This window comes from Pantoea sp. RG18 (assembly GCF_025910075.1).
In the GTDB taxonomy this organism is placed as follows: Bacteria; Pseudomonadota; Gammaproteobacteria; order Enterobacterales; family Enterobacteriaceae; genus Pantoea; species Pantoea agglomerans.
In genome coordinates this window covers 22,601-47,367 of the sequence record NZ_JAPCIL010000007.1, presented here as the reverse complement: position 1 = coordinate 47,367, position 24,767 = coordinate 22,601, and the positions used below count along the sequence as shown (strand labels likewise).

Annotated in this window: 25 protein-coding genes and 1 riboswitch; of the genes, 17 read left to right on the top strand and 8 right to left on the bottom strand. The window is 58.7% G+C overall.

Annotation, left to right across the window (positions count from 1 at the left end):
• Positions 1-20: 20 nt before the first annotated feature.
• Complete coding sequence (gene pgl / locus OK409_RS08745; protein ID WP_010260201.1) at positions 21-1,022, top strand: 6-phosphogluconolactonase; 1,002 nt, start codon at positions 21-23, stop codon at positions 1,020-1,022.
• A 45-nt stretch (positions 1,023-1,067) separates the two neighbouring features.
• Here pgl and OK409_RS08740 read toward each other — a convergent pair whose 3' ends face one another.
• Positions 1,068-1,544 (bottom strand): kinase inhibitor, encoded by a 477-nt coding sequence (locus OK409_RS08740; protein ID WP_264366987.1) that lies wholly within the window; start codon positions 1,542-1,544, stop codon positions 1,068-1,070.
• Between the two features lie 75 nt (positions 1,545-1,619).
• Entirely contained in the window at positions 1,620-2,924 is a 1,305-nt protein-coding gene (bioA, locus tag OK409_RS08735) for an adenosylmethionine--8-amino-7-oxononanoate transaminase (protein WP_264366986.1), read from the bottom strand.
• Positions 2,925-3,009: 85 nt separating this feature from the next.
• On the opposite strand from bioA, the gene bioB reads away from it, so the two are divergent.
• Genes bioB through bioD form a run of 4 tightly spaced genes read left to right on the top strand, consistent with a single transcriptional unit; the run spans position 3,010 to position 6,599 of the window.
• Positions 3,010-4,041: a biotin synthase BioB gene (bioB, locus tag OK409_RS08730; protein ID WP_022626019.1), complete on the top strand. Its 1,032-nt coding sequence runs from the start codon at positions 3,010-3,012 to the stop codon at positions 4,039-4,041.
• On the top strand, positions 4,041-5,192 hold the full coding sequence (bioF, locus tag OK409_RS08725) for an 8-amino-7-oxononanoate synthase (RefSeq protein WP_264366985.1): 1,152 nt from the start codon (positions 4,041-4,043) through the stop codon (positions 5,190-5,192). The genes bioB and bioF overlap by 1 nt, the downstream gene beginning before the upstream one ends.
• Positions 5,176-5,931, top strand: a complete 756-nt coding sequence (gene bioC / locus OK409_RS08720) for a malonyl-ACP O-methyltransferase BioC (RefSeq protein WP_264366984.1) — start codon at positions 5,176-5,178, stop codon at positions 5,929-5,931. The genes bioF and bioC overlap by 17 nt, the downstream gene beginning before the upstream one ends.
• Positions 5,928-6,599: a dethiobiotin synthase gene (gene bioD, locus OK409_RS08715; RefSeq protein ID WP_062758126.1), complete on the top strand. Its 672-nt coding sequence runs from the start codon at positions 5,928-5,930 to the stop codon at positions 6,597-6,599. The genes bioC and bioD overlap by 4 nt, the downstream gene beginning before the upstream one ends.
• Before the next feature lie 146 nt (positions 6,600-6,745).
• On the opposite strand, the gene OK409_RS08710 is transcribed toward bioD, so the two are convergent.
• Positions 6,746-7,468 (bottom strand): ABC transporter ATP-binding protein, encoded by a 723-nt coding sequence (locus tag OK409_RS08710; RefSeq protein WP_010260222.1) that lies wholly within the window; start codon positions 7,466-7,468, stop codon positions 6,746-6,748.
• 893 nt (positions 7,469-8,361) lie between these two features.
• Between OK409_RS08710 and uvrB the strand changes: the two genes are divergently transcribed.
• A complete protein-coding gene (uvrB, locus tag OK409_RS08705) occupies positions 8,362-10,383 on the top strand; it encodes an excinuclease ABC subunit UvrB (RefSeq protein WP_010260230.1) in 2,022 nt (673 codons plus the stop codon).
• Here the strand turns inward: uvrB and OK409_RS08700 are convergent.
• Positions 10,367-11,290 (bottom strand): gluconeogenesis factor YvcK family protein, encoded by a 924-nt coding sequence (locus tag OK409_RS08700; protein ID WP_010669674.1) that lies wholly within the window; start codon positions 11,288-11,290, stop codon positions 10,367-10,369. The two genes, uvrB and OK409_RS08700, sit on opposite strands and share 17 nt — an antisense overlap.
• Before the next feature lie 204 nt (positions 11,291-11,494).
• Positions 11,495-11,628: riboswitch (molybdenum cofactor riboswitch) on the top strand.
• Between OK409_RS08700 and moaA the strand changes: the two genes are divergently transcribed.
• From moaA to moaE, 5 genes are all read left to right on the top strand, one after another.
• Positions 11,618-12,604, top strand: a complete 987-nt coding sequence (gene moaA / locus OK409_RS08695) for a GTP 3',8-cyclase MoaA (protein WP_022626014.1) — start codon at positions 11,618-11,620, stop codon at positions 12,602-12,604. (Overlaps the previous riboswitch by 11 nt.)
• A 14-nt stretch (positions 12,605-12,618) precedes the next feature.
• Positions 12,619-13,134 (top strand): molybdenum cofactor biosynthesis protein B, encoded by a 516-nt coding sequence (gene moaB, locus OK409_RS08690; RefSeq protein WP_022626013.1) that lies wholly within the window; start codon positions 12,619-12,621, stop codon positions 13,132-13,134.
• A 2-nt stretch (positions 13,135-13,136) separates the two neighbouring features.
• Positions 13,137-13,622 (top strand): cyclic pyranopterin monophosphate synthase MoaC, encoded by a 486-nt coding sequence (gene moaC, locus OK409_RS08685; RefSeq protein ID WP_039391212.1) that lies wholly within the window; start codon positions 13,137-13,139, stop codon positions 13,620-13,622.
• Positions 13,615-13,860: a molybdopterin synthase sulfur carrier subunit gene (gene moaD, locus OK409_RS08680; protein ID WP_143789251.1), complete on the top strand. Its 246-nt coding sequence runs from the start codon at positions 13,615-13,617 to the stop codon at positions 13,858-13,860. The genes moaC and moaD overlap by 8 nt, the downstream gene beginning before the upstream one ends.
• 1 nt (position 13,861) lies before the next feature.
• Positions 13,862-14,314, top strand: coding sequence for a molybdopterin synthase catalytic subunit MoaE (moaE, locus tag OK409_RS08675; protein ID WP_115758774.1), 453 nt, complete (start codon positions 13,862-13,864; stop codon positions 14,312-14,314).
• 105 nt (positions 14,315-14,419) lie between these two features.
• Here moaE and OK409_RS08670 read toward each other — a convergent pair whose 3' ends face one another.
• The gene (locus OK409_RS08670; protein ID WP_159227194.1) at positions 14,420-15,205 is read right to left on the bottom strand and encodes an OBAP family protein; all 786 of its coding nucleotides are present in this window, start codon (positions 15,203-15,205) and stop codon (positions 14,420-14,422) included.
• A 106-nt stretch (positions 15,206-15,311) separates the two neighbouring features.
• On the opposite strand from OK409_RS08670, the gene OK409_RS08665 reads away from it, so the two are divergent.
• Together OK409_RS08665 and OK409_RS08660 are read left to right on the top strand one after the other, a co-directional pair.
• Positions 15,312-16,406 carry a DUF1615 domain-containing protein gene (locus OK409_RS08665; protein ID WP_010669679.1) on the top strand — a complete coding sequence of 365 codons (1,095 nt, stop codon included), beginning with the start codon at positions 15,312-15,314 and terminating at the stop codon, positions 16,404-16,406.
• Positions 16,407-16,652: 246 nt separating this feature from the next.
• Complete coding sequence (locus OK409_RS08660) at positions 16,653-17,360, top strand: Bax inhibitor-1 family protein (RefSeq protein ID WP_010260256.1); 708 nt, start codon at positions 16,653-16,655, stop codon at positions 17,358-17,360.
• 50 nt (positions 17,361-17,410) lie between these two features.
• Here OK409_RS08660 and OK409_RS08655 read toward each other — a convergent pair whose 3' ends face one another.
• The 3 genes from OK409_RS08655 to OK409_RS08645 are packed head-to-tail and all read right to left on the bottom strand — an operon-like array spanning position 17,411 to position 20,378.
• Complete coding sequence (locus tag OK409_RS08655) at positions 17,411-18,376, bottom strand: lysylphosphatidylglycerol synthase domain-containing protein (protein ID WP_264366983.1); 966 nt, start codon at positions 18,374-18,376, stop codon at positions 17,411-17,413.
• Complete coding sequence (gene clsB / locus OK409_RS08650) at positions 18,376-19,620, bottom strand: cardiolipin synthase ClsB (RefSeq protein WP_010260263.1); 1,245 nt, start codon at positions 19,618-19,620, stop codon at positions 18,376-18,378. The genes OK409_RS08655 and clsB overlap by 1 nt, the downstream gene beginning before the upstream one ends.
• The gene (locus OK409_RS08645) at positions 19,617-20,378 is read right to left on the bottom strand and encodes an endonuclease/exonuclease/phosphatase family protein (protein WP_031594395.1); all 762 of its coding nucleotides are present in this window, start codon (positions 20,376-20,378) and stop codon (positions 19,617-19,619) included. Before OK409_RS08645 ends, clsB begins: the two co-directional genes overlap by 4 nt.
• Before the next feature lie 179 nt (positions 20,379-20,557).
• Here OK409_RS08645 and OK409_RS08640 point away from each other — a divergent pair, with 179 nt between their 5' ends.
• The 4 genes from OK409_RS08640 (at position 20,558) to OK409_RS08625 (ending at position 24,758) form a co-directional block, all read left to right on the top strand.
• Positions 20,558-20,950, top strand: a complete 393-nt coding sequence (locus OK409_RS08640; RefSeq protein WP_031594396.1) for a YbhQ family protein — start codon at positions 20,558-20,560, stop codon at positions 20,948-20,950.
• 217 nt (positions 20,951-21,167) lie between these two features.
• Positions 21,168-22,547, top strand: a complete 1,380-nt coding sequence (gene rhlE / locus OK409_RS08635; RefSeq protein WP_264366982.1) for an ATP-dependent RNA helicase RhlE — start codon at positions 21,168-21,170, stop codon at positions 22,545-22,547.
• Positions 22,548-22,549: 2 nt separating this feature from the next.
• Positions 22,550-23,500: a tRNA dihydrouridine(16) synthase DusC gene (gene dusC / locus OK409_RS08630; RefSeq protein ID WP_264366981.1), complete on the top strand. Its 951-nt coding sequence runs from the start codon at positions 22,550-22,552 to the stop codon at positions 23,498-23,500.
• 70 nt (positions 23,501-23,570) lie between these two features.
• Positions 23,571-24,758, top strand: a complete 1,188-nt coding sequence (locus OK409_RS08625; protein WP_031594398.1) for an MFS transporter — start codon at positions 23,571-23,573, stop codon at positions 24,756-24,758.
• Positions 24,759-24,767 lie beyond the last annotated feature (9 nt).

Sequence of the window (24,767 nt, the reverse complement as noted above, 5' to 3'; positions counted from 1 at the left end):
GCAGCAAAAAAGGAGAATGCATGAAACAAGTTGTCTACACCGCCAGTCCCGAGAGCCAGCAGATCCATGTCTGGCAGATGAATGATGAGGGCGGGCTGACGTTGCTTCAGGTGACCGATGTCGCCGGCCAGGTTCAGCCGATGGTGGTGAGTCCGAACCGCGATTTTCTCTATGTCGGTGTGCGTCCCAATTTCCGCGTGCTGGCGTTTCGCATTGCCGCCGATGGCACGCTGACCGAAGCGGGTCAGGCGCCATTGCCCGGCAGCCCGACTCACATTTCCACCGATCGCCAGGGCAGGTTCCTGTTCTGCGGCTCCTACAATGATGCCTGCGTCAGCGTCAGCCCGATTGGCGATGACGGCATTCCGCAGGCCCCGCTGCAGGTGATCAGCGGACTGGATGGCTGTCACTCGGCCAACATCGATAATGACAACAAGACGCTCTACGTGCCGGCTCTGAAGCAGGACCGTATCTGTCTGTTTAAGCTGGGCGAAGATGGTCAGCTGACGCCGCGTAAACAGACGCAGGTCACGACGGTAGAAGGCGCTGGCCCGCGTCATATGCAGTTCCATCCGGGCGGCCAGTATGCTTACTGCGTGAACGAGCTCGACAGCACGGTTGAGGTGTGGGCATTAAATACGGGCGAAGGTGAAGCAGAAAGCGTGCAGACGCTGGATATGATGCCGCCTGACTTCAGCGGTACGCGCTGGGCAGCCGATATTCATCTGACGCCGGATGGCCGTTTCCTCTATGCCTGCGATCGCACCAGCAGCACGCTGGCAGTCTTCAGCGTCAGCGACCTGGGCGATGAGCTGACCCTGGAAGGATTCCAGCCGACGGAAACGCAGCCGCGCGGATTTAATATCGATCACAGCGGACGCTATCTGGTGGCGGCGGGACAGAAATCTCATCACATCGAAGTTTATGCGATTACCGAACCGAAAGGGCTGTTAAAGCCGCTGGGACGTTATGCGGTGGGGCAGGGCCCGATGTGGGTTGTGATTCATCAGTTACAGGCGTAACCCGCTACGAAAAACGCCTCTCCTGCTCAGGAGAGGCGTGCTGAATTACTGATAATTCACGGTCAGCGAGGCGCTCGCCAGTGCGTGGAAATGCACATTAAAGCCGACCATTGCGCCACTGGTGCCTTCATCTACTTCAATCGTCTCCACATCCAGCGCATGCACGGTGAAAATGTAGCGATGGGTTTCGCCCTGTGGCGGTGCCGCGCCACCGTAGCCCGCCTGACCGAAATCGGTACGGGTCTGGATTGCGCCTGCTGGCAGTGACGCTTTGCCGGAGCCGGCACCCTGCGGCAGTGACGTCGTGCTGGCCGGAATATTCGCCACCACCCAGTGCCACCAGCCGGAACCGGTCGGGGCATCAGGATCGTAGCAGGTCACCACAAAACTTCTGGTGCCTTCCGGCGCCGCTTCCCAGGCAAGATGGGGAGAGATATTCTCGCCCTGATAACCCATGCCGTTGAAAACATGCTTTTCAGGCATCTTCTCGCCGTCATTAAAATCCTGACTAAAAACGCGCATCACATCTCCTTAATTGTCGATGAATAGCCTGCCATCATAACCAAAAGTGTCGCCAGTGCCAGCGGTCAGCCTGCTTCAGGCGGCAAAATGTTGAGAATGCTCCAGCGCGCCGCCAATCGCCTGCACCAGCCTGCTCAGCGCCTGTGGCGTGATGATGTAGGGTGGCATCAGGTAGATCAGCCGGCCAAAAGGCCGGATCCAGACGCCCTGTTCAACAAAGAACTGCTGCAGCGCCGCCATATTAACCGCCTGATGGGTTTCCACTACGCCAATCGCGCCCAGCACGCGCACATCGGCCACCTGCGGTGAACTGCGCAGCGGCAGCAGCTCAGCCCGTAACTGCTGTTCGATCGCCGCCACCTGGCGCTGCCAGTGACCTTCCGCCAGCATGGTCAGGCTCTCCGCCGCTACCGCACAGGCCAGCGGATTGCCCATAAAGGTCGGGCCATGCATAAAGCAGCCCGCCGCGCTGCGGCTGATGGTGTCCGCGACCTCGCGGGTAGTCAGGGTCGCCGCCAGCGTCATCATGCCACCGGTCAGCGCTTTGCCGACGCAAAGAATATCCGGGGTAATGCCCGCATGCTCGCAGGCAAAAAGTTTGCCGGTACGGCCAAACCCGGTGGCGATCTCATCCGCAATCAACAGCACGCCATAGCGATCACAGGCTTCCCGTACCTGCTGCAGATAGCGCGGATGGTAGAAACGCATGCCGCCCGCACCCTGCACAATCGGCTCCAGAATGACGGCTGCCAGTTGCCGGTGATGCTGTTCTATCAGCCTGGCGAAATCATCGAAATCAGGCTGGTGCCATTCATCATCAAAGCCGCAGGCCGGGGCTGCTGCAAAGTGATGCTCTGGCAGATAGCCGCGCCACAGGCTGTGCATTGAGTTCTCGGGGTCGCACACCGACATCGCTGCAAAGGTATCGCCGTGATAGCCGCGTTTCAGCGTCAGGAACTGCTGGCGCGTCTGGCCACGCCCCAGCCAGTACTGCAGCGCCATCTTCATCGACACTTCCACCGCCACCGAGCCTGAATCGGCCAGGAAGACGCACTCCAGCGCCTCAGGCGTCATCGCCACCAGCTGACGGCAGAGCGCCACCGCCGCCGGATGGGTAATGCCGCCAAACATTACGTGCGACATCTGGGTGACCTGCTCTGTCAGCGCCCGGTTCAGGCGCGGATGGTTGTAACCGTGGATCGCCGCCCACCACGAGGACATCCCATCCACCAGCTCACGGCCATCGGCCAGTTGCAGCTGAAAACCCTGTGCGGCGACCACCGGGTAGCAGGGCAGCGGATCCTGCATAGAGGTGTAGGGATGCCAGATATGCTGGCGGTCAAAGCGGGCATCGTCTGAGGAGAAAACGGGGATAGTCATCGGAGTTGTAAACCAAAATAAAAAAATATAGTTTACAAGTATAACCCTGCTTTTCGTCGGGATGACACCCTTTTTGGAGTAAGTAATGGCTCAACGCTGGACAATTGCACAGGCGCAAGCGCTGTTTGATCAACCGTTTCTTGAACTGATGTTTAAAGCGCAGCAGGTGCATCGGCAGCACTTCGATCCGCGCCAGGTGCAGGTCAGTACCCTGCTGTCGATCAAAACCGGCGCCTGTCCGGAAGATTGTAAATACTGCCCGCAGAGTGCGCGCTACAAGACCGGCCTGGAGTCGGAGCGGCTGATGGAAGTGGAAGAGGTACTGACCTCAGCGCGTCAGGCCAAAGCCGCCGGTTCAACCCGTTTCTGCATGGGTGCCGCGTGGAAAAATCCGCACGAGCGCGATATGCCCTATCTGGAGAAGATGGTGGAAGGCGTGAAGGCGATGGGAATGGAAACCTGCATGACGCTGGGCACGCTCAGCGACCACCAGGCGCAGCGACTGGCGGGCGCGGGTCTCGATTTCTACAACCATAACCTCGACACCTCACCGGAATTCTACGGCTCAATCATCACCACCCGCAGCTATCAGGAACGTCTGGATACGCTGGGCAAAGTGCGCGACGCCGGCATCAAAGTCTGTTCGGGTGGCATTGTCGGCCTGGGCGAAACCGTTAACGACCGCGCCGGTCTGCTGGTGCAGTTAGCCAACCTGCCAACGCCGCCGGAGAGCGTACCGATCAATATGCTGGTGAAGGTCAAAGGCACGCCATTGGCGGATAACGATGATGTGGAACCGTTCGATTTTATCCGCACCATCGCGGTGGCGCGCATCATGATGCCGACCTCGCATGTGCGCCTCTCAGCGGGCCGTGAGCAGATGAGTGAGCAGACCCAGGCGATGTGCTTTATGGCCGGGGCGAACTCGATTTTCTACGGCTGCAAACTGCTGACCACGCCGAATCCGGAAGAGGACAAAGACCGCGTGCTGTTCCGCAAACTGGGTCTTAACCCGGAGCATACTCACACTCAGCACGGCGATCAGCAGCAGGAGCAGCAACTCAGCGAGCAGCTATTCCATGCCGACACTGAACAGTTCTACAACGCGGCGCTGTAATGGGCTGGCAGCAACGTATCCGTCAGGCGCTGACGCAGCGCCGGGCGGCCGATGGCTGGCGGCAGCGACGGGTGATCGATCAGCAATCGACCCGCACGCTGCACAGCGGCGGCCGCAGCTATCTCCACTTTTCCAGCAATGATTATCTCGGCTTAACCCAGCATCCGGCGGTGATTGCGGGCTGGCAACAGGGCGCGGCGCAGGCGGGCGCAGGTGCCGGTGCTTCAGGGCATGTCACGGGTTATCACCGTCAGCACGCCGATCTAGAGGCGCAGCTGGCCGACTGGCTCGGCTACGACCGTGCGCTGCTGTTTATCTCTGGCTTTGCGGCCAATCAGGCGGTCATTCATCTGCTGGGCGAGAAAAACGATCGCATCCTGGCCGATAAACTCAGCCACGCCTCGCTGCTCGACGCCGCCAGCCATAGTCCGGCACAGCTACGACGTTTCCATCACAACGCGCCGGAGAGCCTGGCAGCCCGGCTCGCCTCTCCCTGTGAGGGCGAAACGCTGGTGGTGACGGAAGGTATTTTCAGCATGGATGGCGACAGTGCGCCGCTGGCCGCCCTGGCGCAACAGACGCGCCAGGCAGAGGGCTGGCTGCTGGTGGATGATGCGCACGGCATCGGCGTGGTGGGTGAGCAGGGGCGCGGCAGCTGCTGGCAGCAGGACGTTAAACCGGAACTGCTGGTGGTCACCTTTGGCAAAGCCTTTGGCGTCAGCGGTGCCGCGCTGCTGTGCGACGCAGCCACCGCCGACTATTTCCTGCAGTTCAGCCGACATCTGATCTACTCCACCGCGATGCCCGCGGCGCAGGCGAGCGCGCTGCAGGCGGCGCTGCGTGAAGTTCAGCAGGGCGATGCCCTGCGCCAGCAACTGCAGCAGAACATCGGGCATTTCCGGCGCGGTGCGGCCTCGCTGCCGTGGCAACTGATGAACTCCGGCAGCGCGATTCAGCCGCTGCTGGTGGGCGAAAATGGTGATGCGATGGCGCTCTCCCAGCGGCTGGCTGAGGCGGGCTGCTGGGTCAGCGCGATCCGGCCACCGACCGTGCCGCCGGGGACGGCCCGGCTGCGCATCACCCTGACCGCGGCTCATCGCCCCGAGGATATTGACCGGTTACTGGAGGCGCTGCATGACGCTGCGGGTTGACAAGCAGGCGGTGGCACGCGCCTTTGGCCGGGCGGCCAGCCATTACGATGCCCATGCGGCGCTGCAACGCCTCAGCGGCGATGCCCTGCTGGCACTGACGCCCGCACAGAGTGGTCTGCAGCTGCTGGATGCCGGTTGCGGCACCGGCTGGTACAGCAGGCTGTGGCGCGAACGTGGCAAACAGGTAACGGCACTGGATCTCTCTCCGCAGATGCTGCAACAGGCGCGGGACAATGACGCGGCGCAGCACTATCTGGCCGGTGATATCGACGCGCTGCCGCTGGCGGATAACACGATTGATCTGGTGTGGAGCAACCTGGCGGTGCAGTGGAGCGAGGATCTGCCCGGCGCGCTGAGCCAGTTCCGGCGGGTGCTGCGGCCCGATGGCACGCTGCTGTTTTCCACTCTGGGCGACGGGTCTCTGCAGGAGGTTCATGAAGCCTGGTCCCATCTGGATGCGCTGCCTCACGCCAACCGCTTTCTCAGCGAGCCGCAGATTGCGGCGGCCTGCCACGCAGAGCAGCTGCGCTGTACCTCAGAGGTGGTGACCCTGCATTTTCCCGATGCGCTCAGCGCCATGCGCTCCCTGAAGGGGATTGGCGCGACCCATCTGCACCAGGGGCGTGACGGGCAGGTATTAACCCGACAACGGCTCAACCAGTTAGAGGCGCACTGGCCGCGAGATCGGCACGGCTATCGCCTGAGTTACCATTTAATCTATGGAGTAAGTGCATCATGAAACGCCTGTTTATCACTGGCACCGACACCGAGGTCGGTAAAACCGTGGCCAGCGGCGGGCTGCTGCAGGCGGCAGCCGCAGCGGGCTATCGCTGTGCGGGCTATAAGCCGGTTGCCTCAGGCTGTGAGATGACGCCAGAGGGCATCCGTAACAGCGATGCGCTTGCGCTGCAGCGTTACAGCAGCGTGCCGTTAAGCTATCAGCAGGTCAATCCGCTGGCGTTTCTTGAGCCGACATCGCCGCACATCGTCAGCGCTGAAGAGGGCAGGCCGATTACCCATCTGGCGCTGTCGGCGGGTCTGGCGGCGCTGCAACCGCTGGCAGACTGGATTCTGGTAGAGGGCGCGGGCGGCTGGTACACCCCATTGTCGGAGACGCACACTTATGCGGACTGGGTGGTCAGCGAAAAGCTGCCCGTGATTCTGGTGGTAGGGATTAAGCTCGGCTGCATCAATCACGCCATGCTCACCGCTGACGCAGTGCGGGCAAGCGGCCTGCCGCTGGTGGGCTGGATCGCCAACACCGTCGAACCGCCGGGTAAACGCTATCAGGAGTATCTCACCAGCCTGAAAAACAGGTTACCTGCGCCCTGTCTGGGCACCATCCCGTTTCTCACCGATGCGGCGCAGCAGGCGTCCTGTGGTCACTACCTGACGTTGCCGGAGTAACCGCCTGGCCTGGCTATTTTATTTGTCATGCTGAATCCGGGCAGTGCTCTCCATCCTTGCGCGCTGTGTACACGCTCCGGTGGTTCCGCGCGCTCCGTCTTCAGCCTGCCTGCAACACTTACGCCCGGTGGGGCAGGCGCTGAATGTCAGGCCACCGTCAGCCATTTATCGACGGTGTGGTCATCAAGCTGTTCCATGCTGCCCTGCGCCACATTGCGGCCGCGGTGCAGCAGCAGGAAATAGTCCGCCACGCGACGGATCAGCGACAGGCGCTGCTCCAGCAGCAGGATGGTCAGCCCGTAGTCGAGGTTAAGCCGACGAATCAGATTGCCCATCTCCTCTTCCAGCCACGGCGACATCCCGTCGGTCGGCTCATCCAGAATCAGCAGTTTGGGCTGCAGCACCAGCGCGCGCGCCAGGGCCAGCTGTTGCTGCTGATCGATCGGCAGATCGCCGCTGCGCTGCTGGCGCAGTGAGTAGAGCGCCGGGAAGAGGTCGAACACCATTTCGGGAATGGCGCGATGCCGATCACGCTGGCTGGCACCCGCCAGCAGGGCAATCAGCAGATTATCTTCCACGCTCATCTGGGTAAAAATATGGCGGCCCTGCGGTACATAGCCAATCCCCATCTGCGCCCGTTGTTCAGCCGGTTGCAGCAGCAAATCTTCCGGCGGCGAGCCATCCTCTTTCCAGGAGATAGAGCCGCTGTTAATCGGCAATCTGCCCATGATGCAGTTCACCAGGGTGGTTTTACCCATACCAGGACGGCCCAGAATGCCGGTACAGGTGCCAGGCGACAGATCCAGGTCCACATCCCACAGAATATGGTTTTGACCGTAAAATTGATTTACCGAACGTAAACTCAGCATCTGACACTCTCCTTCCCGATCGTTAGCCTGATTGCTTCCGCGCTCTGTCGTCTGGCAAACAAGTCATCAGCAACGGCAGCCTCGCCATTGCAGCACAGTGCGCGTTTCGCGCGGTGACGCCACTGACTCCTGCAATTCCCAGGCCAGATCTAAAAACGGCCCTGTTTCCTGCCGGAGCGCCTCGTGTCAGGGATGAAAGGTGAGAAAAACTTATCAATTCCCCACGGTGACCACGCGCCTGCACTTTTGCAGTGCCCTGGAGCGCTGTTTCTGGTGCAGACGTACTGTAACGTGGCAGGAATTCCGATTAAGAATCTTAGTATGAGGCGTGCAAATTTGCGTACGGCACCCGGTGACAGATTAAAATTGCAGAATAATCCGTCAGCAGGCGACGCGAAATTTAACGCAAAAAAAATTATTTTCACGGTAGTGAGAAGGCAGGGAAAAATTATACACAGCAGATGGCGTCGGGGCTGCCATCACTTATCCACCATTCCTGTGGATAACCTTGTGCATTAGGTAATGAAAACCAGTTGGAAGCGAGGAAATACGCGGCCTGGTAACATAATGACGAGAATCTGGCCTCATAGCCTTATGTCAGTAAAATCAGTTGCTTATCAAAAAACAAGCCTGAGAATTATCTGTCAGGTAACCGTACTGTAATTTTGTGACACTCTATTGACAAATGTTAAATCAGATCCCTTCCTGGGGATAACATTGCGCAACATGCTGAGCGATAACGCTGCCAGCCTGCAGGGACATCAGGTGCCATCCTGCTGGCGTTAACATTGCACCAATACTGTTTTTATATCCAGTATTATTTTCTGGCAAAATCACCATAGCAGAGTAAAATAAGTGCCTGCCCGCCGACTTCTCCAGCAGGAACTGCATTCATGAGCAAAGCCTTTAAATTGAACTCCGCCTTTAAACCTTCGGGCGACCAGCCTGAGGCGATACGTCGCCTGGAAGAGGGGCTGGAGGATGGACTGGCCCATCAGACCTTATTAGGCGTAACCGGCTCCGGTAAAACGTTTACCGTCGCCAACGTGATTGCCGACCTCAACCGTCCGACCATGGTGCTGGCGCCCAACAAGACGCTGGCCGCCCAGCTCTATGGCGAGATGAAAGAGTTTTTCCCGGATAACGCCGTCGAGTTTTTCGTCTCTTACTACGACTACTACCAGCCTGAAGCCTATGTGCCGAGCTCCGACACCTTTATCGAAAAGGATGCGTCGGTGAACGAACATATCGAACAGATGCGTCTGTCGGCCACCAAGGCGCTGCTGGAACGGCGCGATGTCATTGTGGTGGCGTCGGTTTCGGCTATCTACGGTCTGGGCGATCCCGATCTCTATCTGAAAATGATGCTGCACCTGACCCGCGGCATGATTATCGATCAGCGCAGTATTCTGCGCCGTCTGTCAGAGCTGCAGTACACCCGCAACGACCAGGCGTTCCAGCGCGGCACCTTCCGGGTGCGCGGCGAAGTGATCGATATCTTCCCGGCGGAGTCGGACGATATTGCGCTGCGCGTCGAGCTGTTTGACGAAGAGGTTGAGCGTCTGTCGCTGTTTGACCCGCTGACTGGCCAGATTGATTCGGTCGTGCCGCGCTTTACCATCTACCCCAAGACGCACTACGTCACGCCGCGTGAGCGTATTCTGCAGGCGATGGAAGATATCAAAGTCGAGCTGGCGGACCGCCGCCGGGTGCTGCTGGAGAACAATAAGCTGCTGGAAGAGCAGCGCATTACCCAGCGTACCCAGTTTGACCTGGAGATGATGAGCGAGCTGGGCTACTGCTCCGGCATCGAGAACTACTCACGCTACCTCTCCGCACGCGGACCGGGCGAAGCGCCGCCGACGCTGTTTGACTATCTGCCCGCCGATGGCCTGCTGGTGGTGGATGAGTCGCACGTGACCATTCCGCAGATTGGCGGCATGTATAAAGGCGACCGGGCGCGTAAAGAGACGCTGGTGGAGTATGGCTTCCGCCTGCCGTCGGCGCTGGATAACCGTCCGATGAAGTTTGAAGAGTTTGAGGCGCTGGCCCCGCAGACCATCTATGTTTCGGCGACGCCGGGCAAATATGAGCTGGAAAAGTCGGGCGACGAAGTGATCGATCAGGTGGTGCGTCCTACCGGTCTGCTGGACCCGATTATCGAAGTGCGTCCGGTCGGTACCCAGGTCGACGATCTGCTGTCAGAAATCCGTCAGCGCGTGGCGATCAACGAACGTGTACTGGTGACGGTGCTGACCAAACGCATGGCGGAAGATCTCACCGAATATCTGTCTGAGCATGGTGAGAAGGTGCGTTATCTGCACTCCGATATCGACACGGTAGAGCGTATGGAGATTATCCGCGACTTACGTCTGGGCGAGTTTGATGTGCTGGTGGGCATCAACTTACTGCGTGAGGGGCTGGATATGCCGGAAGTGTCGCTGGTGGCGATTCTCGATGCGGATAAAGAGGGCTTCCTGCGCTCCGAACGCTCGCTGATTCAGACCATTGGCCGTGCGGCGCGTAACATCAACGGTAAGGCGATTCTCTACGGCGATAAAATCACGCCGTCGATGGCGCGCGCCATTGAAGAGACCGAGCGCCGCCGTGAGAAACAGCAGTTGCACAACGAAGAGAATGGCATCGTGCCGCAGGGCCTGAATAAGAAGATCACCGATATTCTGGAACTGGGCAAAAACGTGGTGAAAACCCGCGGCAAAGCGAAACCCGCCCGTCCTGGCGAAGCCCAGGCGCTGGCCGATTTCCAGCTGTTAACGCCGCAGGCTCTGCAGAAGAAAATCCACGAGCTGGAAGGGCAGATGCAGCAGCATGCGCAGAACCTGGAGTTTGAACAGGCGGCCAACGTGCGCGATCAGCTGCATGAACTGCGAACGCTGTTTATTGCGGCCTCGTAGCGCCGTTAAAGCCCTGAATGGCGTGTTCCAGCGCCACCCGTAACAGCTGGCGGTCGTGACGATATTGTATATCGGCGGCCTCCAGCGGTTCACGGACAATCAGCCGGTTTTCAATGCCACGGGTGTCCACCGCCGGGCTGACGACCAGCGCATCAATCACCCGCTTGCCGATATAACGCTCCATCATCTGCAGCTTGTCAGCCACTGAGAGACTGGCGGCGGCAGGACTCAGCTCGCGGCCCAGATTGCCGATAAACACCATCGTGGCAGGTGTGCGACGCAAGGCCTGTGCCATCTCTTCCATCAGCAGAATCGGCATCAGGCTGGTGTAAAAGCTGCCGGGTCCAATCAGGATCAGATCCGCTTCACCAATCGCCTGCAGCGCTTCCCGCGTTGGCTGGACGTTGGGATGCAGCATCAGCTCCTGCGGCGGCTGCTTCATCTCGTCAATTGCGGTTTCGCCATAAACCATGTTGCCTTCAACATCCATCGCCACCAGATCCACCGGCTGCTCTGACATCGGGATTAAAAAGGCGTCGACCTTAAGCAGGTTACGGATGATGTTGATCGCTTCCAGCGGACGAACGCTGAGATGATCCAGCGCCCGCAGCATCAGATTACCCAGGTTGTGTCCGGCCAGTTCGCCGTTACCGGCAAAACGGTACTCAAACATCGCCGAGGCGACGCTGGGTTCTGCAATCAGCTGGTTAAGGCAGTTACGCATATCGCCCCAGGCGATGCCGCCTTCTGAGCGACGAATACGGCCGGTCGATCCGCCGTTGTCGGTGGTGGTGACGATGCCGGTGAGACGCGAGCCCAGCGGGGAAAGGGCAGACATGACGCGGCCTAAACCGTGTCCGCCTCCCAGTGCCACAACGCGATCAAGATCGGCCAGTGTGCGATTCATACTTCTCCTTAATATCCGTTCGCGTGGCGAGGCTCTAATCGCTAAGCCCGCGCGGATGACTTACGTCAAAATCTGGATCGCATTTTAACGTATCCTGTCGCGAAAATGCGGTGAAAATTCGATATGTATAAGAATATATAGCGAAAACAGCAAATGGAAGAGTGACGAAAATCACGCTACCATCATGCTTACCGCGCTGATCAACGGGTCAGCGTACACTCAAGCCTGAATGCCTACGTCTGCGGATAGGGGGTTCAGGCCGTAGCCATCGAGCTGCCAGGGTGCAGGAAGAAATGACTGCATCTCCCAATCTGGAAAGGTGTTCTGGTGTCACAATTTACTGATGCATACGCGCGTAAGTTCTATTACCTGCGCCTGTCGGTCACGGATGTCTGTAATTTCCGCTGTACCTACTGTCTTCCTGACGGCTACAAGCCGCAGGGAATTCGTAACAAAAGCTTTCTCTCGCTGGATGAAATCCGCCGCGTCACGCGGGCCTTTGCCGCTGCCGGAACGGAAAAAGTGCGGCTGACCGGCGGTGAGCCATCGCTGCGCCGCGATTTCACCGACATCATTGCGGCGGTTCGCGAAAACGCCTCCATTCGCCAGATCGCGGTAACCACCAATGGCTACCGGCTGGCACGTGACGTGAAACAGTGGCGTGACGCGGGGTTAACCGCACTCAACGTCAGCGTCGACAGCCTGGATGCCCGTCAGTTTCACGCCATTACCGGTCAGGATAAATTCCATCAGGTCATGAGCGGTATTGATGCTGCCCTCGACGCCGGTTTTCGCCAGGTCAAAGTCAACAGCGTGCTGATGCGCGATCTCAACAGCCGTAATCTGGCTACGTTCCTCGACTGGATCCGCACCCGTCCGATTCAGCTGCGCTTTATCGAACTGATGGAGACCGGCGACGGCGGCACGCTGTTCCGCGATCAGCACGTTTCCGGCATGGTCATCCGCGATCAGCTGATCGCCCAGGGCTGGCAGCGTCGGGAGAGCGGACGCAGCGACGGCCCGGCGCAGGTCTTTTACCATCCCGATTATGTCGGCGAGATTGGTCTGATCATGCCTTATGCCAAAGATTTCTGTGCCAGCTGCAACCGTCTGCGCGTTTCGGCGCACGGTAATCTGCATCTATGCCTGTTTGGTGACGGCGGTGTGCCGCTGCGCGATCTGCTGGCGTCAGACGACCAGCAGGCCGAACTGCAGGCGCGCATCGCCAGCAGCCTGGGGCAGAAAAAGCAGACGCACTTTCTGCATCAGGGCAACACCGGCATCACACAGAATCTCTCTTACATTGGCGGCTAATTTCAGGAGGCAGTATGGGTAAACCAGCCAGCGAATTTCAGGCAGTGCAGATTGCGGTGATGACAGTGTCAGATCGTCGCGATGCCAGTGACGATACCTCCGGCGACTATCTGCGCGAAGCCGCCGCGGAAGCGGGACATGAGGTGGTCGATCACGCGATCGTGCCGGATAATCTCTATCGTATTCGTGCCACCGTGTCGCGCTGGATCGCCAGTGAAGATGTTCAGGTCGTGATTATTAATGGCGGAACCGGCTTTAACCTGAAAAACAGCACGCCGGAAGCGCTGCTGCCGCTGTTCGACCGCGAGATTGATGGATTTGGCGAACTGTTCCGGATGATCTCCTATGAAGAGATTGGCGGTTCGACATTGCAGTCGCGTGCGATTGCCGGTCTGGCTAATCAGACGCTGATCCTGGCCGTGCCGGGCTCCACCAGCGCCTGCCGCACCGCCTGGGAACGCATTATCGCTGACCAGCTTGATGCGCGCACCGCGCCCTGTAATTTTGTCTCACATCTCAAGAAACGGTAAGTATGTCTCAACTCACACACATTAACGCCGCGGGCGAAGCGCACATGGTGGATGTCTCCGCCAAGGCGGAAACCGTGCGCGAAGCGCGGGCAGAAGTGCTGGTGCTGATGCAGCCGGAAACGCTGCAGATGATTATCGAAGGAAGCCACCACAAAGGGGATGTCTTTGCCACCGCGCGCATCGCCGGTATTCAGGCGGCGAAACGCACCTGGGAACTGATTCCGCTCTGTCATCCGCTGATGCTGAGCAAAGTGGAAGTGAACCTGGAGGCTGAACCTGACCATAGCCGGGTTCGCATCACCACGCTCTGTCGCCTGACCGGCAAAACCGGCGTGGAGATGGAAGCGCTGACGGCCGCGTCGGTTGCCGCGCTCACCATCTACGACATGTGCAAAGCGGTGCAGAAAGATATCGTTATCGAACAGCTGCGCTTAATCAGCAAGAGCGGTGGCAAAAGCGGCGATTTCCAGGCGGTCGCGCATGATTAAGGTGCTGTTTTTCGCCCAGGTCCGTGAGCTGACCGGCACCTCATCGCTTGAGGTCGGTGCCGATTATCCGGATGTGGCCGCGCTGCGCAGTGCGCTGGCAGAGCGCGATGACCGCTGGGCGCTGGCGCTGGAGCCAGGCAAGCTGCTGGCGGCGGTTAATCAGACGCTGGTGCCGATGAGTCACCCGCTGCACGCCGGTGATGAAGTGGCCTTTTTCCCGCCCGTGACCGGAGGCTAAGATGGAAACGCAGATTCGCGTCGGTCCCGCGCCCTTTGATATGGCGGAAGCCTATCGCTGGCTGGCAGCCTGTGATGAAGATGGTGCAGTCGTGACCTTTACCGGCAAAGTCCGTAACCACAATCTGGGCAACGACGTCGCGGCACTGACGCTGGAGCACTATCCCGGCATGACCGAAAAAGCGCTGCAGGAGATTGTTGATGCGGCGCGCGAACGCTGGCCGCTGCAGCGCGTCACGGTTATCCATCGCGTGGGCGAACTGTTTCCCGGCGATGAAATCGTGCTGGTGGGCGTGACCAGCGCCCATCGCGGCAGCGCCTTTTCCGCTGCAGAGTTCATCATGGATTACCTGAAAACCCGTGCACCGTTCTGGAAGCGAGAAGCGACAAAGCAGGGCGATCGCTGGGTGGATGCCCGCGACAGCGACCACCAGGCGGCTCAGCGCTGGGAGTAAGCTGCGTTAACGGCTTAGTGGGCAAAGGTGTCTGCGCCCGCTGAGCCGTTAACCGCAGACACGCCGCTGCCCGCATCCCCGGACATCACGACGCCTAGCGCGGGATTAAGGCTGCTTCAACTGCTCAGCCGGGCCAAACCCGGTCTGACCGTGGCTGTGTTCGCCGCCGCCAGCGGTGCGCTTCAGCTGAATGACCTGGCCCTGTTGCCAGGCGTTGGCACCTGCCGCGGCAGGATGCGCCACGATATCCGCACGCTGGGCGCGGATCTTTTTGCTGTCGACGTCAAAACGACGATCGCGGTCCGCCAGCAGCCGCGAGTCCATCTGACCATCCTCCGTAAAGCCCATCATCAGCGCCGGAATGCCGATCGGCAGCGTTTTGTCGCGATCGGTGTGCCAGGTGTGCCAGGTTTTCCCGTAGGTGTTCACAATGCGCTTCATCAGGGCGTGGTCAGCGGCTTCCGGTAAGCCTGGTGCAATCAGCGTGCCCGATTTCACCTCATACTGATGGCTGTGCCAGAGCTTTTTCTCTTCAGGCGGCAGGGTGTTAAACAGCCGTTCGCTGATAATGTACTCCACGCCCATCAGCCGTGCGTCGCGCGTGTTGCCGTCGTAAATCACCGCCTGCATCACATCGTCGTTCAGTACGGTGACATAGTGGTGCGCCTCCATCTGACCGTTCTTATCGCCGTTATAAAAATGGAATCCGTCGAGATAGGTGTTGATGGCGTCGATGGGCGGACGTGACTGCATCACGCTGGCGCCGCTCTCCAGCACTTTAAGCGAGGAGGAGGTGGGGGCGCCCGGCGATTTTACCTGGGCAGGCGTATTATTGGCGCCGCAGCCGGTTAATAACAGGCTGAACGCCGCAACAGGCCAGAGTTTAAACATCGTAAGTTCCTTTAACGGTAAAAAAGATAACCTTAGTTCAGTTCTCGCCTGCCTGTGAAACTCTGGCAATGGTAGAGTAGAGCTTTGGTTCATTCTGAGGACAGGCATGTCATCCACCCCGATTCTGCAACGTCTGACACTGGTCGCCGCACTGGTGCTGGCAGGTTGTAGCAGCAAGAAAACTCCTGAGGCGCCGGTGCGGCAGCCTGAAGATGTCAAAGCGCAGATCCAGCGGCTGTTGCCCTCGCACGTCAGCAATAAAGCGGCATGGAGCGACGATATCTACACCACCTTCCGCACTCAGCAGATCGATCCCAGCGCCAGCAACCTCTGCGCGGTGATCGCCGTGGCGGATCAGGAGAGCAACTTCAGCGCCGAGGCCGCCGTGCCGGGTCTGCCAAAAATCGCCTGGGGCGAGATCAATCGCCGTGCGGCGCAGGTGCACGTTCCGGCATTCCTGGTGCGTACCGCGCTGCAGATCAAATCGCCCACCGGTGAAAGCTACGCCGCCCGGCTGGACAAAGTGCGCAGTGAGAAAGAGCTGAGCGCTATTTTCGATGACCTGATCGATATGGTGCCGATGGGCCAGACGCTGTTTGGTAATCTCAATCCAATCCACACCGGCGGGCCGATGCAGGTCAGCATTGCGTTTGCCGAAGCGCATGCCAAAGGCTACCCGTGGCCGATCGATGGCACCATCCGGCGTGAAGTCTTTACCCGTCATGGCGGGATCTACTTCGGGACGATGCACCTGCTCGGCTATCCGGCTGACTACAGCCAGCCGCTCTACCGCTTTGCCGACTACAATGCGGGCTGGTATGCCAGCCGCAATGCGGCCTTCCAGGCGGCGGTGTCGCGCGCCACCGGCATGAAGCTGGCGCTGGATGGCGATCTGATTCTTTATGGATCGGATGCGGCGGGCGGCACCGAACTGGCGGTGCGCACGCTGTCGAAGCAGATCGATATGAGCAACAGCGACATTCGCCGCGATCTGGAGAAAGGAGAGAAAGCGTCGTTCAGCGACAGCGAACTCTGGAAACAGGTCTTTACCCTGGCGGATAAAATGGCGGGTAGAAAGTTACCGCGTGAAATGCTGCCGGGCATCAAGCTGGAAAGCCCGAAAATTACCCGTAATCTCACCACGGCGTGGTTTGCGCAGCGTGTCGACAGCCGTTATCAGCAGTGCCTGTCGCGACGTTAAGCGGCATGTTGTGGCGCAGTTGAGCTGAGCTGTGCCACACTTAGAGCCAGTTCCGGGCGACTTTTATTGTTATCCTGGCCCTGAACTGTGCGCATCCTCATAAGGCCGTATGGGCCCGTGGCGTTTGTGTCGCGCTGTCGCTGGCCCAACGGGCTGAAACAGAAACAACGTATGCCTGCCAGACCAGGTTATTCATCCGGTTCCCTGTGTGGAGCCGGTCCTAATCCGTTTAACAAGAGGTGCATCATGGACCGATATCCACGAAATGATTCCATCGTTCAATCCGCATCTCGCGGTTTACAAGCCTATATGGCGCAGGTTTATGGCTGGATGACCTGCGGTCTGTTACTGACGGCGTTTGTCTCCTGGTACGCTGCGCGCACGCCAGCGATCATGGAGCTGGTTTTTGCTAACCGCATCACCTTCTTCGGACTGATTATCGTGCAGCTGGGGCTGGTCTTCTTCCTGTCAGGCATGGTGCATCGCCTGAGCGGGGCCGTGGCAACCGGGCTGTTTATGCTCTATTCGGCGCTGACCGGCCTGACCATGGCGAGTATCTTCCTGGTTTACACTAACTCCTCGATCGCCAGCACCTTCTTTATCACGGCGGGTATGTTTGGCGCGATGAGCTTCTACGGCTATACCACCAAACGCGATCTCAGCCGTTTTGGCAGCCTGCTGTTTATGGCGCTGATTGGCATCGTGCTGGCATCGCTGGTGAACTTCTGGCTGAAAAGCCCGGCGCTGATGTGGGCGATTACCTACATCGGGGTGGTGGTATTTGTGGGGTTAACGGCCTATGACACGCAGAAGCTGAAAAATATCGGTGAGCAGATCGATGCCCGCGATACGGAAAACCTGCGTCGCTACTCGATTATGGGCGCACTGACGCTGTATCTCGACTTCATTAACCTGTTCCTGATGCTGCTGCGGATTTTCGGCAACCGCCGTTAAGCCTGAGGGAGTAGCGGGGGAGGCGCACTGTCTGCGCCTCCCCTTTTTTATTACGACTTCTGCAACTTCTGCTCGTTCTTTTGACGCAGATGCTTCGCCCGACTCTCCAGCCCCAGATAGAGCACCAGCGCTAACAGCAGCGGCAGGATAAAGTAGAGCACGCGATAAGCCAGCAGCGCCGCAATGATAGTGCCATGCGAGGCGTGCTGACCGCTGAGTAATGCCAGGAAGACCGCTTCCAGTACGCCAATGCCCGCCGGAATATGAATGATTACCCCGGCAATACTGCTGATCAGCAGCACGCCCAGCACCATCGGATAACCGACGTCTCGGCCCAGCAGCAGCCAGATAATCGCCCCCATCACCATCCAGTTGGCACAGGAAACCGCAAACTGCAGCAGCGCCATGCGCAGCGAGGGCAGTTGCAGCGTCTGGCCTTTTACCGTCCAGCGACGCTGCTTTGAGAAGGCACAGGCCCAGAGGTAGACCACCACCAGCACCAGCAGAGCGCCACCAATCAGCCGCAGGGTGGTTTCACCAATAAACCAGCCGCTGGGGATCGAGACCATGCCCGCACTGAATACCACGCCCGCCAGCAGAATATAACCCAGCCAGTTAGTGGCGATGCTCAGAGAGAAGATGCGGGTAATGGTGCCGCTATCCAGCCCTAACCGTGAATAGAGCCGGTAGCGCATCGCGACGCCACCCACCCAGGTGCTCAGCGTCAGGTTGAAGGCGTAACAGATAAACGACACCAGCATCACCTGCCGCTTCGCCAGCTTATGACCGCAGTAGGCGCGTCCAATCAGGTCATAGCAGCCATACACCAGGTAACTCAGCACCACCAGTCCGGCAGCGGTCAGTACCACAAAGCGGTTGTAGTTAACGATGACGTCATAAACATCTTCCCAGTTCACTTTGCGGGCATAGACCACCAGCAGAACCACCACCGCGATGAAAAAGAGTACGGTGAGGATTTTTTTCGCCAGTTGCCAGCGTGGATGTTTTTTTGCCATCAGGATTTTGCTCCCGGGTTATCAGTTTCAACGCGATCCTGCGTCTCCATTTCAGGCTGTACCGGCTCACCCACCTGGGCCAGCAGCGGCGTATGCGCCGGCAGCCAGCCAGCGATGGCCGGGAAATGGCGCAGGAAGTGGAATACCACCACGCTTTTACTCAGTTGCCACCAGTTGCGCGGCGGTAAGCGATCTTCCTGCACGCGCTGGCAATCGTTGGCCAGCAGCGCTTCCAGGTTATCACGCAGCGTCTGGTTAAACGGTCTGTCGTGGATGATCAGATTGGCTTCAAGGTTAAGTGACAGGCTGAGCGGATCGAGATTGCTGGAGCCGACGGTGGCCCAGTAGTCGTCTTTTACCGCGATCTTGCCGTGCAGCGGGCGACGGATATATTCGTAAACTTCAACGCCGCCATCGACCAGATAGTTGTAGAGCAGCTCCGCGCCCACTTTCACAATCGGCATATCTGGTTCGCCCTGCACAATCAGTCGTACCCGGACGCCACGCTGCGCGGCGTTGCGCATCTCACGCAGCAGCCGGTAGCCGGGGAAGAAGTAGGCATTGGCGATAATCACATCCCGCTTCGCCTCGCGCAGCATCTCCAGGTAGTGGACTTCGATGTCGTCGCGATGCTCGTCGTTATCGCGATAAACATAGAGCACCTGAGCATCGCCGGGCGTGGCGTTGACCGCCGGACGATGAGAGCGCGATCCCCACCAGCGGCGGGTATTCTGTTCGCTGCCAATCGCCTGTTGCAGATAGCGGGCGATGTCACCCACCACCGGGCCTTTGACCTGCACCGCATAATCCTGTTTCGCTTCCGGGCCATAATCGGTGTTGTGCTCGGCCGAGAAGTTAATGCCGCCCACAAAGGCTACCACGTCATCCACCACCACGGTTTTGCGGTGCAGGCGGCGGAAAACGTTGGTGCGCATCCCCATCACCAGCGGACGCGGATCGTAATAGATGAAACGCACGCCAGCGCTGGTCAGGCTGTTAACAAATTTGTCGGAGAGTTCGGCAGAGCCATAACCATCGACCATCACTTCGACCCGCACGCCGCGCTGGGCTGCCGCCAGCAGTTCGCGGTGCAGGGCGTTGCCCACGTCATCCTCAAACAGAATAAAGGTTTCGATTAATACCGTACGTTCCGCCCGCTGGATCGCGCCAAAGACCCGCGGGAAAAACGCTTCGCCATTTTCCAGCAACAGCAGCCGGTTGCCTTCCTGCCAGCTAAAATTCATAGGTGAATCTCCACCGCCAGCGGCGCATGGTCGGAAAGATGGGACCAGGGCTTGCGCGGCAGCGCCCACGGATGACTGACGGTGGCGTTGCGGACATAGATGCGGTCAAGCCGCAGGATCGGGAAGCGCGCCGGGAAGGTGCGCGCCGGGCGTCCGGTTTTCATGCTGAATACCTCTTTCAGGCCTGCGCCATGTTTCAGAATGGAGTTAGCGCGTCGCTGCCAGTCGTTGAAATCGCCCGCCACCACCACCGGCGCGTCGGGCGGCAGTGAGTTAACCATTTCACATATTTTCTTCATCTGCGCGTGACGATGCGCCTCTTTCAGGCCCAGATGAACACAGATGACATGCAGCGTGCCGTGCGGCTCGGGCAGGGCGATCTGGCAGTGCAGCATGCCGCGGTTTTCACTGCCCGCCACCGAGATATCCCGATTCTCATAGTCGGCGATCGGGAAGCGAGACAGCACCGCATTGCCGTGATGCCCCTCCGGATAGACCGCATTACGCCCATAGGCGAAATCGTTCCATATGGTGTCGGCCAGAAACTCATAATGAGGAGACTCGGGCCACTCCTCATGGTTAAGGGAGTGGATGGCATGCGTGCCCATCACCTCCTGCAGAAAGACCACATCCGCCTCCGTTGCGCGAACGGCGTCGCGTAATTCGGGCAGGATGAAGCGGCGATTGAAAGGGGCGAAACCCTTGTGTGTATTGATCGTCAGGACTTTTATTGAAAATCCTTGCTTGTTTTGTGGCATACTCGCGACGCACTCCTTTTCATCATCAATAGAATCAAAGTGTAGTCTTTGTCACAAATGGGTGGTGAAAGAGGACGAAAATTAGGGCGTTATCCGAAAATTGTTTTACATTGAGGAAATCGTTTCCGGCTTGTGCCGGTAGCACTTGGGCGACCTGTTGGGTCTGCCAGGAGAACTGAATGAAATGGTCTAATCGTATTCAAATCATCACGGGTCAGACGTTGTTGCATATTGCTATGCATCTGCTGGTGATCGCTGCACTGATCTGGGGCTGGAAACACAAAGCGCTGGTTGATGTCTGCAGCACGCTGGTGGCGATGTACGCACTGGTTTTTGTTGCCATGCTGGTGACACAGCGCATTGCCCGTTTACGTACTCTCGGCGATTATCTTGAAGAAGCGACCACCACTTACTACTTTGGCGCCGCCATGATGACACTGTTCCTGGTGTCGCGGATTTACCACAACAACCTGCTGCTGGCGTGTCTCGGGGTAGTGATGTTGCTGGGTCCGGCGCTGGTCTCGCTGCTGGCGAAAGAGCCACCGCGACGAATCGAAAACAAACGTAGTTAAGTTGAAGGCCACCGGAAGGTGGCCTTCCTGTTTTCAGGCGGTTAAGTTGTGTCAGGAAATGTGAGCTATCTCGCACACTGCTCTTAAAGCTGTTACACTCGCCCGCTTACGCATCGTAGTTTGCGCCCTTTTCACGCGTCAGCCCTGGCTGGCGTCACTATCCCTCTGAAAACTACACCGTGAATCACGGTCAGAGCGGACCGGAGTAAATCACTTAATGTCTTTTGACTCTCTCGGCCTGAGTGCCGATATTTTGCGCGCGGTCGCCGAACAAGGCTACAGCGAACCCACACCTATCCAGCGCCAGGCGATTCCTGTTGTGCTGGCAGGCCGCGATCTGCTGGCGAGTGCCCAGACCGGCACCGGCAAAACAGCCGGCTTTACCTTACCGATGTTACAAAAACTCTCTGCCACTGCTACGCCCATCCGCGGTCGTCGCCCGGTGCGCGCCCTGATCCTGACCCCAACCCGTGAACTCGCGGCGCAGGTTGGCGAAAACGTCAGCGACTACAGCAAATATCTCTCGCTGCGTTCCATGGTGGTGTTTGGTGGCGTCAGCATCAATCCACAGATGGTAAAACTGCGTGGCGGCGTCGATATCCTGGTGGCAACGCCTGGACGCCTGCTGGATCTGGCACAACAGAATGCGGTTGACCTGTCACAGGTCGAAATTCTGGTGCTGGATGAAGCGGACCGTATGCTGGATATGGGCTTTATCCACGACATCCGTCGCGTACTGGCGCGTCTGCCAGCTAAACGTCAGAACCTGCTGTTCTCTGCCACCTTCTCTGATGAGATCAAAGGCCTGGCTGAAAAGCTGCTGACCAACCCGGAAATGATTGAAGTGGCTCGCCGCAACACCGCCTCCGAGCAGGTCGCGCAGCAGGTGGCTTTCGTTGATAAGAAGCGTAAGCGTGAATTGTTGTCTCAGCTGATTGGCGAAGGCAACTGGCAGCAGGTGCTGGTCTTCACCCGGACCAAACACGGCGCGAACCACCTTGCCGAGCAGCTGGGCAAAGATGGCATCTCCGCCGCCGCGATCCACGGCAACAAAAGCCAGGGAGCACGTACCCGCGCGCTGGCCGACTTCAAATCAGGCGGTATTCGCGTCCTGGTTGCCACCGATATCGCGGCCCGTGGCCTGGATATCGAAGAGCTGCCACACGTCGTGAACTACGAGCTGCCTAACGTCGCCGAAGATTACGTTCACCGTATTGGCCGTACCGGCCGTGCAGCTGCGACCGGTGTCGCACTGTCGCTGGTTTGCGTCGATGAGCATAAACTGCTGCGTGATATCGAACGTCTGCTGAAGCGTGAAATCCCGCGTCTGGCCGTTGAGGGTTATGAACCCGATCCGAGCATCAAAGCGGAGCCGATCATCAACGGTCGTCAGCAGCAGTCTCGCGGCGGTGCAGGTGGCGGTGGCGGCGGCCGTGGTCGCAGCCAGGGCGGACAGGGTGCAGGCGCATCGCGCTCATCTTCATCCGGCGAAAAGCGTCCTCAGGCGCGTCGTCAGAGCCAGGCCGCTCCTCAGGGCGATAGGCCCGCAGCCCGTCCGCGTCGTCCGACAGCAGCGAAGCGTACCGGAAACGTCTGAGTATGAGGGTTTTACTGGCACCGATGGAGGGCGTGCTGGATTCACTGGTGCGCCAGCTGTTATCGGAAGTGAACGACTACGATCTCTGCATTACTGAGTTTTTGCGCGTGGTCGATCAACTGCTGCCGGTAAAATCTTTCTACCGTCTCTGCCCCGAACTGCATAACGCCAGCCGCACGCCTTCCGGCACGCGGGTGCGTATGCAGCTGCTGGGGCAGCATCCCGAATGGTTAGCCGAGAACGCCGCACGTGCGGTGGAACTGGGCTCATGGGGTGTGGATCTCAACTGTGGTTGTCCTTCTAAACTGGTCAACGGCAGCGGAGGCGGCGCAACTCTTCTTAAAGATCCCGATCTGATCTATCGCGGCGCGAAAGCGATGCGTGAAGCGGTGCCTGCAGATTTGCCGGTGACGGTGAAAGTGCGGCTCGGCTGGGACTCCAGCGCCCGCAGTCTGGAGATTGCCGATGCGGTGCAACAGTCCGGTGCCAGCGAACTGGTGGTGCATGGGCGGACCAAAGAAGAGGGCTATCGCGCAGAGGCGATCAACTGGCAGGCGATTGGCGATATTCGTCAGCGGCTGCGCATTCCGGTGATTGCCAATGGCGAAATATGGGACTGGCAAAGCGCGCAACACTGTATGGCGGTAACCGGCTGCGATGCGGTGATGATTGGCCGTGGCGCACTGAACATCCCCAACCTGAGCCGGGTAGTGAAATATAACGAGCCGCCGATGGCCTGGCCTGATGTGGTGCGGTTATTACAGAAATACAGCCGGCTGGAAAAGCAGGGCGATACCGGCCTCTACCACGTGGCGCGTATCAAACAGTGGCTCGGTTATCTGCGCAAAGCCTATGGCGAAGCCGATGGCTTATTCAGCGAAATCCGTGCGTTAAAATCGTCGGGCGACATTGCACAGGCGATCGATCGTCACGCGCATGTTCATGGTTTGTGATAAAAAATCAGGCGACCCCTTAGCGGCCTGACGGTATAGTGGGAAAAATTTCCTGGACCCCTTGCCTGCTATGTCTGACTCCGCTGTGTTGAGCAACAGCCAGCTCAACAAACGAATCCTCTCCGTTATTATCTTCACTTTCTTCTGCTATCTCTCTGTCGGCCTGCCGCTGGCCGTGCTGCCAGGCTTCGTCAAAAATCAACTTGGCTTCAGCTCCTTTATCGCCGGACTGATTATCAGCATTCAATATTTTGCGACGCTGCTCAGCCGTCCGCAGTCGGGCCGTCTGGCCGATCGCCTTGGGCCAAAGCGGGTGGTGATGCTGGGACTGCTCTGCTGCGGCATGAGCGGGGTGCTGACTATCGTAGCCGCACTGCTGAGCGGCTGGCCGTGGCTGAGTCTGGCGCTGCTGGCCATCGGGCGGCTGTTTCTCGGCGTAGGTGAAAGCTTCAGCAGCACCGGCTCTACCCTGTGGGGTATGAACATCGTCGGGCCGATGCAGACCGCGCGCGTGATCTCCTGGAACGGTGTTGCGACCTATCTGGCAATGGCCGTCGGTGCACCGCTGGGTGTGCTGCTGAACAGTGAATTTGGTATGAGTGGATTTGCCGGGCTGATTGCGCTGATGGGCGTGGCGGGCTATCTGATGGCCAGTCGCAAACCGGCGGTGACGGTCAGTGTGGGCGAGCGCATTCCGTTTCACCGCGTCTTTTCGCGCGTCTGGCTTTATGGCCTGGCGCTGGGCTTCGGCACCATCGGTTTTGGCGTTATCGCCACCTTTATCACCCTCTATTTTGCCAGCCGTGACTGGCAGGGCGCGGCCTATGCGCTGACGCTGTTCAGCCTGGGTTTTGTGCTGGTGCGTCTGGGGTTTGGTCGCTTTATTACCCGTTTCGGCGGGCTGCGCGTGTCGCTCTTCTCATTCCTGCTGGAATGTCTGGGACTGCTGATTATCTGGCAGGCGGACAGCGCCTGGCTGGTAGGGGCGGGCGCATTCCTTACCGGCAGCGGATTTTCGCTGGTCTTTCCGGCACTGGGCGTTGAGGCGGTTAAACGGGTTGAGCGCCAGGATCAGGGCTCTGCGCTGGGCACCTATTCCGCTTTTCTCGATCTGGGCCTGGGTTTAACCGGCCCGGTGGCGGGATTGCTTATCGGACACTGGGGGATGCAGTCAGTCTATCTGGCGGCGGCGTTGATGGTGCTGGGAGCGCTGCTGATTACCCTGCGGCTTTACTGGCAGCAGCGGCTTATCGCCTGAATGACGATA